The following is a 12871-nucleotide window of genomic DNA, read 5'->3' on the forward strand; positions in this document are numbered from 1 at the left end:
GCTCGCTTCGCCTGACAATTTGACAAGGTCTAACCCTTCCAGGAGAATTGGACATGCCTTAGCGTATCGGAAAAGGGCAATTCGGCCGGTGGAATTGGCCCGGTAAACGGTTGGCAAGCCAGACCAGAGCAGCTCAATGGCCCTTCCCGACAGAATCGAGTTACGGGGAGCAATGCTTGAAACAACGCACCAACGAGCGGTCGTGCGCTCAAAGGGGAGTGCAGACGGAACCAGGGCCGCTTGTACGGACAATTAGATAGACTTGACCGATGGAGGTCAGCTTACGGGTCAGCGGATTGCGACCGGTTGCGAGCCGCAAGAACAAGCCTTCCTTTCCCTGAGCTGCGAAACTTCAGGAATGAGGAGTCCTGATCCAGCAAGACGCTGGCCCGGCGTCCTGTCGAAGACTGTTGCGGACTGCACCATGACTTGCCGGCCTGCAGGCTCTCAACCTGATCCCCTCCTGCCCGCCTGATGACAGTCCGGAACGGTTTGGCGGGCAGCCATGGATCCTGTTTCAAGCTAAGGATCGCTTCGCGTTTCATGATTTAGAAAGCCCGCCGGCTGGCACCGCCGGGGCTTTTACGAGCTGGTCGCTTCAAGTTTTGTCAGTGCCCGGCTGCGTTTTTCCTGACGCGAGCGGCTGCATCGGCCAGACGTCCGGCGGAAAGCGTCCCCCTCCGCACGGCCGCCACGACGCCATCACACAGAGCTTCGATATGGGGTCCTCCGGCGACCAGGAGGAGATCCGCCCCGGCAGTGAGCGAAGCAACCGCCGTTTCCAGCAGTGAATTGCCGCGCATTGTTGCGGGTGCGTCGAGATCATCGCTCACGATCAAGCCATCAAAGCCAAACTGCCCTCTCAGAAGTGCAATGACGGTCGCTGATGTGCTTGCCGCGTTCGTCCCGTCAAGCGCAACAACCGGTGCCGGTCCGGTCATGATCGCCTTGGTGCCGGCGGCAATCGCAGCCGCGAAGGGTAACGCATTCGCCAGGATGCGGTCGGGAGCCGTCTGCAGGGAAACATCGACCAGCGCGGGGTCGGCATCCAGATCATTGAAACCTGGAAAGTGCTTCGTTACAGCAGTGATCCCGGCCCTCTGCACACCTTTTACGTAGGCGGAAACCAGCCGTGATACGGTTTGCGCATCCGGGCCCATCGTCCGGTTTCGGAGCCAGGGATTTTGACCATCGACCACATCCGCTATCGGTGCCAGAAACATCGACACGCCTAGCCTCCTTGCTGCCTGCGCTGTGAGGAAGCAGCGTTCGGCAAGCGCGTCATCTGTGAGCTTGTTGGCATCGGCAAGTTCCGGGAGGGCGGGAACAAGTCCCTGCAGTCTGCGGATGCCGCCCATTTCCTGGTCGACGGCAACGATCAGGTCCGGGCAGCAGGCTTTCAGCTTCTCTACGAAGGCCTGAAACAGTGCGGGAGTTTCGGCGGCAAGCCGCTCGTTCGACATTGCTCGCGACACATACTCCGCCCGCGTTTCCCCGATCAAAACGGAACAGCCGCCATTCTGCAGGAACGGCTCCACTACGTGTGCAAAATTAAGATTGTCGAACGCCGGCAAAAGGATGGCCCTGGCGTCTTGGTCGAGCGAGTAGGTCATTATAGTCTCCTTGAAGAAAGTGCTTGTTGTTTCAGGTCTCTCGTCATCGACACCAAACTTATGGATCCGCCTTGGCTCGATAGCGCTGGCGCCAGTCGCATTGGGTCAGCCCGCCCCCGATCATGATCACGTCGGCGCGGATGGTTGAGTGCCGCTGTTGCGACATCCACGGCCGCCGTGACGATGCCCACGGAAAGTACCGGCGAGAGGCGCCGCAGAAAGTGGATGACGGTCGCGCTCAAATCAACGAGTAGCGCCGTGCCCTGTGGAACCGTTGCGGCGGCTTGCCGGCCGATCAGTTGTTTCTCGTGCGCTCTTAACATTTCACGCCGGTGGAAATCCAGGAAGCGTCACGAGGCGCGGGGCTCCCCGCGTGGAAGCGCTGCGTCAGAAACTTCGCGCCGGTCGCGTTCACCTTCTGCGCAATGAGGGCTCGACCGACTGCAGACTCATGCTTGTCCATTCTGATCCATTTGTCCGCTCGTTCTCAGGAAGAAGACCCATAGCGGTCAGCCGCCGTTCGAGTGCATCAGCCGTGTCAAAATGCTCCGTCTTGAAGCCAAGCGATGCTGCAGCCGCGATGTTGGCAAGATTGTCGTCGATAAAGATACAGTCCCCGGCGGCAACCCCTGCACGTTGCAGGAACAGTTCGAAAATCGCACTGTCGGGTTTTACGAGTCTCTCCCGTCCTGAAACGACCAGAATGTCGAAGGCGTCGAGAAAAGGGAACAGTTCTCGCGCCCGCGGGAAGGTCTCAGCCGACCAGTTGGAAATTGCATGCATCTGGACTCCGGCCGATTTCAAACGCTCCAGAATTCTTGAGGTGCCAGGTACTTCACCGCCCAGCATCTCGTGCCATCGGTGCCAGTAGGCCTCGATGAGATCGGCCCGTTCAGGATGGCTTTTTGCCAGCGCGGCAATGCCGTCGGCAAAGGGCATTCCGGCATCAAACTGCTCGTTCCAGGCAGGTGTGCAGATCTCACTTAGGAATTGCTCGACGCTCGCTTCATCCGGCAGCAGCTTGCGATACAAATAGGCAGGGTTCCAATCAATCAGGACCCCGCCAATATCAAAAACAACCACGCGTGCATTCACTTTATAACCCTTCCAGTAAAACTGATCGTTTCACGAATATGCACGAAGTTACCTAAATGTGCAATATCTTGTGCCGACTTATGCACATTTGGGAAATGGCAGCAACGGTGGCGCTGAGAGGTATGGACAATAGCAAACCCGTTCGCACCTCGATGCATCACCACGAACAGGAACAGCCGGACTTAGCCTGCGAGCCCTGGCGGTGCTGGGTCCCCATACTCTGACTCTGTCGGCAATTACCGGCCTTTTCCAGTGAGACGTTCGCCAGCTGACCGTCCCTGACCTCATCGCCGTCCAGTGCGCAATTCAGGCGCCTTGCAATTGCGCGGATGTCATTTCATTCGATGCCTTCCGGCAGATGATCGACGAATAAGAAAATTCACCGATAAGGTTCCTCAAACGGATCGAACACGCGACTTAGCTCAAGTGTGAGATCAGTCGCCGGTCAGTTCGTCCATGCGTGATTTGTTGAAGGGATGGTGGTTTCCGGTGCCGAAGTTGGCAAGGTAGGTGTCGTGACGGAGCCCTTTGGCCTCCAGCGCAATGGCGATTGCCGCCCATAGGGGAACGACTAGCCCCAGACCGATTGCAATTGCCATGATCCAATAGTGCGCCAGGCCGGTTGCAACTGCGCCCAGAGCTGAGACAAGGGTGAAGTAACCCACTGTTTTATGGACTGCCTCAAACCACCGTCGCCTAGGGCTCATATCGTAATGATCACCTGGAATGAAGGCCGGTTGGTCTGGCGTTGAAATCGATGGGTCGCGCCCTCCGTGTGTTCCCCGAAGCCATGCGCTGACTAGCTGTAGAAGACCTAAGGCAATCGTTGTATTTCCGAAGAAGGCATGAAGCGATGTACTCAATCCGCCATTTGCTGCGATAGCAATCAATCCGGCAAAAAGGCTTGCAAGGGTCAGCAGAAACAGCCCTGCCCGGTGAAGGGTGAACCAAAGGAGCTTGCGTCCGAGCTTCGGGCTAGCCTTCGGTATCCCCTCAGCCGAGGGCCTGGGTTTTCCAAAGCGAGTTATAACCACAACGAATGGAACAAGTATTATCCAGATCGTGAACATGACCCAGGCGTGCCGATCCCAGTGAGCTGTGAACTCCAAGGCATTTTTCAGTTCCATAGTCCATTCCGCTAGATCCATTTCATCTCTCTGTGACATTCGTTCTCGACCCAATCCTCATCTTCCGGGCGCTGCCCATCGGCAAATGCCGGAGGGAAGTACCAGTTTCCTTGGTGCCGAGAATCGCGAACTGGTCATGAAAAAAGACCGGTCGCAGACTGCTGGGGCTCAGAGCGTCACCCTTTCACGGAGCCCGCCATGAGCCCGCGGAGGAAATATTTTCCGGCAAAAACGTAGATGGCTAGTGTCGGCAGCGCAGTGATCACGACCGATGCCATATCGATATTGTAGGTTTTGACACCTGTCGTCGTGTTAACGATGTTGTTCAAAGCGACCGTCACTGGAACGTTGCCGCCCGATGTGAACGTCGTTCCGAATATAAAATCGTTCCAAATGTTGGTGAACTGCCAGATTACTGCAACGACGATGCACGGAATGGAGATCGGAAGAACAACTCGAAAAAAGGTTTGGTAGAACCCGGCGCCGTCGACCTTGGCTGCCTTGACCAATTCGGATGGCAGGGAGATGAAGTAATTTCTGAAGAAAAGGGTTGTAAACGGAATCCCGTAAACGACGTGGACCGTTATCAGACCGACCATAGTGTTTGCGATACCGAGAGCTCCGAGCGAGCGCGCCATAGGGATAAGTATGATTTGAAATGGAATGAAGACACCAAATAAGAGGAGCGCGAAAACGAAGTTGGAGCCCCGGAAAGTCCACCGCGTGAGCGCGAAACCATTGATCGCGCCCATTGCCGTCGAGACGACGACCGCTGGAACAATCATCATCAAGGAATTGGCAAAGAAGCCTTTAAGACCTGAACACTCCAGACCAACGCAGGCTCCGGACCACGCCTGTCGCCAAGGCTCAAATGTAGGCGCCTTCGGTAGCGACAGTATTGAACCGTCCCTTATTTCCTCAAGATCCTTTAATGACGTCAGCGCCACAACCAGGAAAGGCAGGAGATAGACGGCCGCGATAAGCCCAAGGCACAAGTAGATGAATATGCGTCCGGTTCGGTGACGAACGCCTCTTTGACGAACAATCGGATTATACGTCATCGCGCTGGTTCCTCAGGTCGGAGTAGAGGTAGGGCACAACAATGGCCGCAACGGTCATAAAAATCATGACGGCACTGGCAGCCCCAACGGCCATTTGGTCCCGGCCGAAAGTTTGCGTGTACATGAAGGTGGCCGGAAGATGAGTGCTATTGCCTGGCCCACCCGCGGTCAGTGCCACGACGAGATCAAAGCTCTTGACTGCCTGCTGAGTGAGAATAACGAGAACTGTTAGAAAGGTTGGGCCCAATTGAGGAATGATGATCCGTCTGTACACTGCGATGCCATTTGCCCCGTCCAGCCTGGCTGCTTTGATGATGTCCTCGTCAATACCCCTCAGCGCAGCCAGGAACAGAGCCATAACAAAGCCCGACGACTGCCACACCCCAGCGATCACCAGGGTGTAAATCGCATATTGCGGGTTGATGAGCCAGTCGAAGCGGAAGCTCTCCCATCCCCAAAGGTGAACCAGTCGTTCAATTCCTAAGCCGGGGTTGAGGATCCATTTCCAGGCGGTACCCGTGACAATAAAGGAGAGCGCCATTGGGTAGAGATAGATGGTGCGAAAAAAACCTTCAATCCGGATGCGTTGATCGATAAGAATTGCCAAGGCGAGTCCAACGAGCGTTGAAATCGAGATGAACAACAAACCGAAAGTAAATATATTGCTGACGGCAATCCGCCAGATGGGATTGCTCCAGAGCCTGACATATTGATCGAAGCCGACGAAGTTGTAATTTGGCAGCATTTTCGATGCTGTGAACGATACGACGCCGGTCCACACCATAAAGCCATAGACGGCAATCAAAACGATTGCGATTGACGGTGACACGGCCACTTGCGAGGCATATTTGGCAAACCAGCCTCTCAACCCCGCGCCGTCCAGCACTTGCCGACGGGGGAGCACTGTCTGGCTGCTTGTCTGAAACATCGACATAAAGATCCTTTCGGCGATCATGGGCGAGTAATCTCTCCCGCCTTTGGGCCGCACCACACTCTGGAGCAGCGCGGTTCGGTGACGATCACCGTCCAGACGAATCCGGCGTGTCGCCACCAAGCCCGTTTTGTTTACTGGGCGGACTTCAGGCCCGCGACCAACTGATCGATTGCCTGCTTCGAGGTCACGCTCGGCGTTTCAAAGAAGGTAGATACTACATCCAGAAATACGCCCGTCTTCGTTGCGTCGGCCGCTGCGTTGTGCGCCAGTGACGGGAGAGATTTTTCGCTTTTTTGGGCCTCGGCGCGGTCTGCGTAAGCAGCCTTGCCGCAAAAATCAAACTTGTCCATCGAGACATCAATTCGCGAGGGAATTGAACCCTTTTTGAGGTTGAAGGCTTCTTGGAACCCCTTATCAAGAATTGCGGAAGCCATTGCTGTCTGTCCCGCCTGCTTATTGGGATCTTTAGTAACAAAAAAGCCGAAGTTGTCGGTCAACCACACGTAGCTGCCCTTCGTACCGGGAGCGGGGACACATCCGTAGTCGACATTGGGCTGCATGTTCGCCAGCGCCAGTTCGCCCTTCGCCCAGTCGCCCATGATCTGCATTGCTGCCTCGCCTTTGATCAGCATTTGAGTTGCAAGGTTCCAATCGCGACCGGGATAGTTGGAATCAACGTATTTGTTCATCTTTCGCAACTGGTCGAAGACTTTGACCATAGTGTCACTCTGGAGAGCTTTCTCGTCTAGCTGGAGGATGGCCTGACGATAAAAATCAGGCCCGCCGAGACCAAGGACGGCGCTTTCAAACAGATCCAGTTCCTGCCAAGGCTGGCCCCCAAGTGCCAATGGGGTAACACCAGCGGCCAGCAGCTTGTCGGAGACGGCGTTGAACTCTTCCCAGCTGGTAGGCGGTTGAAGTCCGGCGTTGTCGAATACCTTTTTGTTGTACCAAAGCCAATTGGAACGGTGAACGTTGACCGGTACAGCGACATACTTCCCGTTGGACGTGATCAGGGGCACGAGTTCAGGAGCGATGACGCTTGCCCAATCGTCCTTTTGTGCGACATCCGATAGGTCGGCAAGCACATCTTCGGCCGCCCAGGCCTGGACCTGCTGAGCGTGCATTTGGGCCGCAGCTGGGGCGGTGTCTGAGGCAATGCGGGCGCGTAGCACCTGCACCATGTTCATGCCCGTCCCGCCTGCGACGGGCGAGTCGGCCCATTTCACGCCCTCTTTCTCCAACAGTGTCTTGAGCACGTCCAGGCCGGCAGCTTCACTGCCGCTCGTCCAATAATGCATCACTTCCACGTTAGGTTCATCTGCCAGCGCCAGCGACGAGGTAGACAGAAGCAGTCCCGTGGCAACAATTAGGTTTCGAATAGACATTATCATTCCCCTTTTTTCAGATTGCGTACCCGATTGTCTCGTTATCTCCGACCGATCGAACATCCCTCCAGTACAAAACCTGGCAGGTGATCAGGTGGAAACTGTGCACCTGTAGTTAGAGCAAACAGGTTGTTCGCGCCGACGCGCGCGCTGTGTCCGATCTCACGCCAAATGTCAGACTAATGGTAATTAACATTACACATATGTCAACACCAAACCGGAAGGCGTGGCTAAAATCGCGTTCACAAGCGAGGAAACCCAGCACCATTTGCCAGATTCGCATGACCACAGGCCTCTCGCAACCTTGCAATAGGCGCAGCAGCGTATTGACAAATCAGTATATAGTCTGACAACTGATGCAAGCTGAGCGCTGCTGGCCAGTCACTGCTATACAAGGGAGTACCGAAAATGGACGAGAAAGCCCTCACTTGGGGTATCGTAGGGGCGAGCACAATCGCGCGAGAATGGATTGTCGATTCGATCCGGAAGCACCCGCTGGGCAGGGTCAAGGCCGTGACAAGCAGTGATCTGCGCCGAGCCGAAGAGTTTGCATCACAGATGAACATCGCTGACGCTTACGATTCACTGGCATCTTTGCTAGCGGATCGAGAGATACAGGCGGTCTACATCAGCACGAAAAATGATCGGCATCTGTCTGATGCACTTGAAGCGATCAGCGCGGGTAAACACGTGCTTTGCGAAAAACCGCTCGCTTTGGAGCCTTCGGACGCGCAAACTATCGTCGATGCGGCACAGCGCAGGGGCGTCGTCCTCGCCACAAATCATCATCTACGCAACATGGAAAGCCATCGAGCAATCAAACGGCTCATGGATGAAGGCGCCGTAGGTGTTGTGAATTCTGCCCGAGTTTTCCACGCCGGTTCGTTGCCCGAGGGCCTTAAAACATGGCGGCTTCATGAAAAGGGTGCGGGTGCCGGCGTCATTTATGACATCTCTGTGCACAACGCAGATTTGCTTCGGTTCTATTTCGGCGTCAACCCGCTTAAAATCACCGCCATCGCGACGACAGCGGGCGATGGTGACCGCGAGATTGAAGACAGCGTGATGTCTGTATGGGAGTTTCCGAACAACGTCCTTGTTCAATGTCATGATAGTTTCGTGGTGCCCTTTGGACCACGCGGGGTGGAAGTTCACGGCTCGAAAGGCAGCATACTCGGCCTGGATATCATGTCACAGACTCCAGGCGGTCGCGTTGTCCTGCGCACAGCGGAGGGCGACCAGGAAATCCCGCTGGTGCACAAGGTCGCTTACGACCGGAGCATCGTCGACTTCATAGCCGCGATCCAAGGAACTGGGGCACCGTCGGCAACAGGTGACGACGGCGTTTGGAGTCTGAGGCTGGCAAGGGCGGTAGCTCGGTCGGCGCAGATCGGCCAGACCGTGACAGTCGGGAAAGTTCAATAGGGGTTGGATGAGCATGTTGCAAATACCATGCCTGAGCCACGATGACGCCTCGCGAGCAGTCGATGTGATTTTGCATGCGCTGAAAGCCACCAACAGATCCGCAGTGGTCGCCGTGGCTGATCAGCAGGGAGAACTGATTGTTCTATCCCGTCTCGACGGCGCGCCCTACGCATCGATCCAAATTGCTGCAAACAAGGCGTGGACGGCGTCTCGCGAACGATGCCCCTCGTTGGCAATCGGTCAGGCCTCCAGGAGCGGTGAAGCGGGCTTCGACATGGTGTCTTACGGTGACATCCGCTACACCGGGTTTGGTGGAGGGCTTCCTGTCATCGTCGGAGACGCGGTGATTGGAGCGGTTGCCGTAAGCGGTCTGTCAACGCAGGAAGATATCGCTCTTGCCCAAGATGGTGTTGCAGCCATTTTGAAAGGTTTTGAGAGCAAGAACACTCCAGCCTGACCGACACCACAATACAACCGAGCCTGACGCCTCGTCCCTTGCTCGTCCTAAAGTTCAAGATACGGCGCCGCGGCCCTTGCGTCCCGTTGTGCAGACCGGGTCGTGGTGCTGGCGCCAGACGTCTAACACGTCGCGTCAGTAACATCGGCCCTCAAAAAGGTCGCGCTGTCGCTGGCCGGACTGCTCGTCCTTTCGACACGTCGTTGTAAAAGCACGCCCGGCCGACGACGATCTAGGCGGATGACTGCGGGCGGCGAAATGATTTGGTCTCATGCTTGGATGACTGTGACGCACGCGCTGCCTGAGACCGCTGCGCTCATTCGAGTGCGCCTGCAGCGCCCTCCAGGCACGTGTCGGCATAAGTGAAGATCGCAGGCAACCCGCCAGTGTGGATGAAAACGACGCGGTCGCTCGACGTTAGACGGCCGACCTTGATATCTCCGAGCAGGCCAGAAAACCCCTTGCCTGAATAAACCGGATCGACGAGCAACCCTTCGGTCCGGGCCAAGAGGGCCGCGCCACGCAAAGCTGCCGATGACGGTAGACCGTAGTCGCTGCCAACCCAGTCCGTGGAATTATTGATCTCTTCGGGCAACAGGGACAGATCATATCCGAGGATACGCGCTGCTGCTTCGCACTGATGGGCAATGCTCGCTGGTGCCTCATAGGCTTCATTGCGATGATCCATCGGATTGATGCCGCAGATACGGGTAGAGTGACCAAGCAATCTCACAGCTGACTGCAGGCCGGCCTGTGTACTGCCTTGTGATGTTACATAGATATGGGTGGGCAGCGGCTCGCTTAGGCGCTCGAACTGATCGACAATTTCCAGGTAAGCTGCGACATAGGCTACCGCAGCCAAGCTTAGCGCTTTCTCAGATCCCATGCCCAGAATAGCAGGATTGCGTCCCTCTGCGCGCAGTTTCGCAGCCATGTCCTCCTTGGCTTTTTTCACCGATTCGGTGGGCTCAATGGGAACAATCTTCGCACCGAACAGCCGCGCGATCAGCTGGTTGCCTTGAACACTTTGAAACAGCGCGTCCTTGCGCGGCATCAAAATACATTCCAGTCCCAGTCGGGCCGCGGCCGCCGCAAGTTGGCGCGACTGGTTCGATTGTGACGCAGCACCCTGGATCACCACATCCACGCCGCGGTGTACCGCATCGCCGAGGATGAATTCATGCTGACGCGCTTTGTTGCCACCGAATGCCAAGCCGGTGCAGTCGTCCCGCTTGATCCAGATTTTCGGTCCGTTCATCAGTCGTGAGAGCCGCGGGCAAAAGTCCAAAGGTGTCGGGAGATGGGCCAGATGTACGCGCGGTAGCTGATTGAGAGCTTCACTTAGTCTTTGTTTGGAGACGATCGTCATGATGAAAAGATCCTGTCAGCTCTGCGTCGAAATCCCCCAGAAACGCTCTTCGGAAACGCGCTCAAATCTCGACCACCTGGTGCGTTTCGGCCGCTTGGCGCGCGGCGATGGCGAATTGGAGGGAGGCAAGGCCGTCCTCGCCTGAGACGAGCGGTCGGCCTTTGCCTTGTGCCGCGGTGGCGAAGGCGGCAATCACGCGCGGATAGGCATTCTCGTGCTCGATCTTGATTTCCTGCCGCTCGCCTTGAATACTGAGTTCGAGCTTTCCGCCTGGACTTTGCAGCAGGACCCCTTCGGCGAAAACGGAAGCCGTCGTGCCGTGCAGTTCAAGCGAGGTCTTGGCATGCTCGACAGCAAAGCTTTCGGTGATCTGAACCGTGAGACCCGAAGCGGTTTGGGCGACAATCGCCACCCCGTCCTCGATGCCTTCAGCAGAAACACCGTTATTCGACGTGAAGGTGGCAACCCGTTTGAACTTTTCTCCGAGGATGAAATGGAGGCTGTCCGCATCATGAACCGTCAGGTCGAAGAATACCCCTGCGCCGGCAACCGCACTTTCAGTCCGCCATCCGCGGTTAGCTTGCGGCAGCAGAACACCGAACATAGCGCGAACCGCCACCAACTCGCCAAGCGCACCGCTTTCGACCAGATCACGCAGTTTGCGGTGACTATTCATGCCGCGCAGATGATGATTGATCGCCAGCGTCAGTCCCTTCTCGTGCGCCAGCGCAACCATTGCCTTGGCTTCATCGAGCGACGTTGCCATCGGCTTTTCGCCGAGCACGTGCTTGCCGGCGTTGAGCGCCGCAATGGCGCAAGGCGCGTGCTTCTCGTTGGTGTTCGAGATGTAGACCGCGTCAAGATCGGCGGCCAGCAACTCTTCCACCGACGTGAACGCATTGGCGATAGAATGATTACGGGCGTAGTCTGAAACCCGCAAAGCATCGCCGCCCTGAACGGCCACGATTTCGTTCCCAGGCGTCGACCTGATAGCAGGGATGATCCACTCCGCACCGATCCGACTGGCCCCAATCAGGCCCCATTTGAGGTTTTTCATCATATTCTCAGCTCCTGGATTTCGAGTGACTGTTCCGCGTATCTGTTCCGCACAATGACCAGCCAGCCAAAGAGGTTGTGCGAATTTGGGACAAGAGAGCGACCGTTCATCGTTTCGGCCTGGCGTAAATCAGCATCGGTTTCAGATTGTCCGTTGCCGCTGCAGAACGGCGACCTCGCATTCTACTGCCTTACGAGAAGGCTGCTCGCGAGAAGACCAGAGTGGTGCTCATCTCAAGCGCTCACCTGTTGCACGATCAAAGATGTTGAGTCGGCTGGTGTCGATGCGTAGGCGCGCTTGACCGGTTTTTTGAATCAGGCCGGCGCGTAAAGACGCGGATTGCTCAACGCCCGAGTGCCGAAAGAGCACCACGTCGTCGGAGCCCGTCGGTTCGATCAGGATAACTTCTACATCGATATCAATTGCCTTGGCATCGGCAACTCCATCAGCAACTCCATAATGCTCTGGCCGAATTCCCACGTCGATCTTCTGATCATCCTGACGAAGCGCAGAAGCAAACTCCTGCGGCACGGGCAATGTGGTGGCCGATCCCTCCAATACCGCCCGTCCGCCGCGGCTGACCGCAGGCAATAGATTGATACGTGGGCTGCCAATAAAGTTGGCGACGAAGAGGTTTGCTGGCCGATTGTAAACCTCGTTGGGAGTGCCAAGCTGCTGCACGATACCCTTATCCAAGATGGCGATGCGGCTTGCGAGGGTCATGGCCTCGATTTGGTCATGGGTGACGTAAACGGTCGTGCGGCCCATGCGTTGATGTAACTTCTTCAGCTCGGTCCGCATTTCAACACGCAGCAGGGCATCAAGGTTGGAAAGCGGCTCATCGAATAGAAACAGGCTTGGTTCCCGCACGAGCGCCCGCCCGATCGCTACGCGCTGCCGTTGACCGCCGGAAAGTTGGCTAGGCTTGCGATCAAGCAGGTGCCCGATCTGCAACAGTGCGGCGACATCAGAAACCGCTTTTTGCCGCTTGGCCCTCGGCACACTCCTCATCTCCAGCGGAAATGAAATATTTTCCGCCACTGTCATTGAGGGATAAAGCGCGTAGGACTGAAAAACCATCGCGATGTCACGGTTCTGGCAAGGCACGTCGTTAAGCACATTGCCGCCTAGGGCTATAGTGCCCGAGCTGATTTGGTGGAGCCCCGCTATGGCGTGTAGCAATGTCGACTTACCGCACCCCGACGGTCCCAGAAGAACCAGGAACTCGCCAGATGCGACATCGATATTGATATCCTTTAGAACGCACAGCTGCGGTCCATAATATTTGTAGACTTTATCAAGCGTGAGTGAGGACATGCGATGTTAGCCTTTCATCGAGCCAGCG

The 12871-nt window shown here is 56.3% G+C and carries 12 protein-coding genes; 2 read left to right on the forward strand and 10 right to left on the reverse strand.

The genetic code is table 11. The features are described from left to right. Positions 1-608 precede the first annotated feature (608 nt). From CU100_RS17250 to CU100_RS17275, 7 genes are all read right to left on the reverse strand, one after another. On the reverse strand, positions 609-1613 hold the full coding sequence (locus tag CU100_RS17250; protein ID WP_106717796.1) for a glycoside hydrolase family 3 N-terminal domain-containing protein: 1005 nt from the start codon (positions 1611-1613) through the stop codon (positions 609-611). Next, positions 1613-1936: a sugar phosphate isomerase family gene (locus CU100_RS27730; protein ID WP_146141865.1), complete on the reverse strand. Its 324-nt coding sequence runs from the start codon at positions 1934-1936 to the stop codon at positions 1613-1615. Before CU100_RS27730 ends, CU100_RS17250 begins: the two co-directional genes overlap by 1 nt. 88 nt (positions 1937-2024) lie before the next feature. After that, positions 2025-2708 carry an HAD family hydrolase gene (locus CU100_RS17255; RefSeq protein WP_106717797.1) on the reverse strand — a complete coding sequence of 228 codons (684 nt, stop codon included), beginning with the start codon at positions 2706-2708 and terminating at the stop codon, positions 2025-2027. Positions 2709-3142: 434 nt separating this feature from the next. Beyond that, complete coding sequence (locus CU100_RS17260) at positions 3143-3835, reverse strand: cytochrome b561 domain-containing protein (RefSeq protein WP_106717798.1); 693 nt, start codon at positions 3833-3835, stop codon at positions 3143-3145. A gap of 176 nt (positions 3836-4011) precedes the next feature. After that, a complete protein-coding gene (locus CU100_RS17265; RefSeq protein ID WP_106717799.1) occupies positions 4012-4896 on the reverse strand; it encodes a carbohydrate ABC transporter permease in 885 nt (294 codons plus the stop codon). Beyond that, positions 4886-5830, reverse strand: coding sequence for a carbohydrate ABC transporter permease (locus tag CU100_RS17270; RefSeq protein WP_407070349.1), 945 nt, complete (start codon positions 5828-5830; stop codon positions 4886-4888). Before CU100_RS17270 ends, CU100_RS17265 begins: the two co-directional genes overlap by 11 nt. A 131-nt stretch (positions 5831-5961) precedes the next feature. Beyond that, the gene (locus CU100_RS17275; RefSeq protein ID WP_245419122.1) at positions 5962-7131 is read right to left on the reverse strand and encodes an ABC transporter substrate-binding protein; all 1170 of its coding nucleotides are present in this window, start codon (positions 7129-7131) and stop codon (positions 5962-5964) included. Between the two features lie 495 nt (positions 7132-7626). Here CU100_RS17275 and CU100_RS17280 point away from each other — a divergent pair, with 495 nt between their 5' ends. Together CU100_RS17280 and CU100_RS17285 are read left to right on the forward strand one after the other, a co-directional pair. Continuing rightward, on the forward strand, positions 7627-8643 hold the full coding sequence (locus tag CU100_RS17280) for a Gfo/Idh/MocA family protein (RefSeq protein ID WP_106717801.1): 1017 nt from the start codon (positions 7627-7629) through the stop codon (positions 8641-8643). A gap of 13 nt (positions 8644-8656) precedes the next feature. Next, positions 8657-9100, forward strand: a complete 444-nt coding sequence (locus CU100_RS17285) for a GlcG/HbpS family heme-binding protein (protein ID WP_106718031.1) — start codon at positions 8657-8659, stop codon at positions 9098-9100. 316 nt (positions 9101-9416) lie between these two features. Here the strand turns inward: CU100_RS17285 and CU100_RS17290 are convergent, their stop codons facing one another. The 3 genes from CU100_RS17290 to CU100_RS17300 all read right to left on the reverse strand — a co-directional run bounded on the left by CU100_RS17290 (position 9417) and on the right by CU100_RS17300 (position 12843). After that, complete coding sequence (locus CU100_RS17290) at positions 9417-10469, reverse strand: pyridoxal-phosphate dependent enzyme (RefSeq protein ID WP_106717802.1); 1053 nt, start codon at positions 10467-10469, stop codon at positions 9417-9419. 61 nt (positions 10470-10530) lie between these two features. After that, positions 10531-11529, reverse strand: coding sequence for a Gfo/Idh/MocA family protein (locus tag CU100_RS17295; RefSeq protein ID WP_106717803.1), 999 nt, complete (start codon positions 11527-11529; stop codon positions 10531-10533). Between the two features lie 225 nt (positions 11530-11754). Further along, entirely contained in the window at positions 11755-12843 is a 1089-nt protein-coding gene (locus CU100_RS17300; protein ID WP_106717804.1) for an ABC transporter ATP-binding protein, read from the reverse strand. Positions 12844-12871 lie beyond the last annotated feature (28 nt).

This window comes from Phyllobacterium endophyticum (assembly GCF_003010935.1).
Classification (GTDB): Bacteria; Pseudomonadota; Alphaproteobacteria; order Rhizobiales; family Rhizobiaceae; genus Phyllobacterium; species Phyllobacterium endophyticum.

What these genes read in the sequence shown, in the direction of transcription:
- CU100_RS17290 (WP_106717802.1), bottom strand. Translation starts at nt 10,469, where the DNA reads ATGACGATCGTCTCCAAACAAAGACTAAGTGAAGCTCTCAATCAGCTA.
- CU100_RS17275 (WP_245419122.1), bottom strand. Translation starts at nt 7,131, where the DNA reads ATGCATTATTGGACGAGCGGCAGTGAAGCTGCCGGCCTGGACGTGCTC.
- CU100_RS17280 (WP_106717801.1), top strand. Translation starts at nt 7,627, where the DNA reads ATGGACGAGAAAGCCCTCACTTGGGGTATCGTAGGGGCGAGCACAATC.
- CU100_RS17260 (WP_106717798.1), bottom strand. Translation starts at nt 3,835, where the DNA reads ATGGAACTGAAAAATGCCTTGGAGTTCACAGCTCACTGGGATCGGCAC.
- CU100_RS17285 (WP_106718031.1), top strand. Translation starts at nt 8,657, where the DNA reads ATGTTGCAAATACCATGCCTGAGCCACGATGACGCCTCGCGAGCAGTC.
- CU100_RS17270 (WP_407070349.1), bottom strand. Translation starts at nt 5,830, where the DNA reads ATGTCGATGTTTCAGACAAGCAGCCAGACAGTGCTCCCCCGTCGGCAA.
- CU100_RS27730 (WP_146141865.1), bottom strand. Translation starts at nt 1,936, where the DNA reads ATGTTAAGAGCGCACGAGAAACAACTGATCGGCCGGCAAGCCGCCGCA.
- CU100_RS17300 (WP_106717804.1), bottom strand. Translation starts at nt 12,843, where the DNA reads ATGTCCTCACTCACGCTTGATAAAGTCTACAAATATTATGGACCGCAG.
- CU100_RS17295 (WP_106717803.1), bottom strand. Translation starts at nt 11,529, where the DNA reads ATGATGAAAAACCTCAAATGGGGCCTGATTGGGGCCAGTCGGATCGGT.
- CU100_RS17250 (WP_106717796.1), bottom strand. Translation starts at nt 1,613, where the DNA reads ATGACCTACTCGCTCGACCAAGACGCCAGGGCCATCCTTTTGCCGGCG.
- CU100_RS17265 (WP_106717799.1), bottom strand. Translation starts at nt 4,896, where the DNA reads ATGACGTATAATCCGATTGTTCGTCAAAGAGGCGTTCGTCACCGAACC.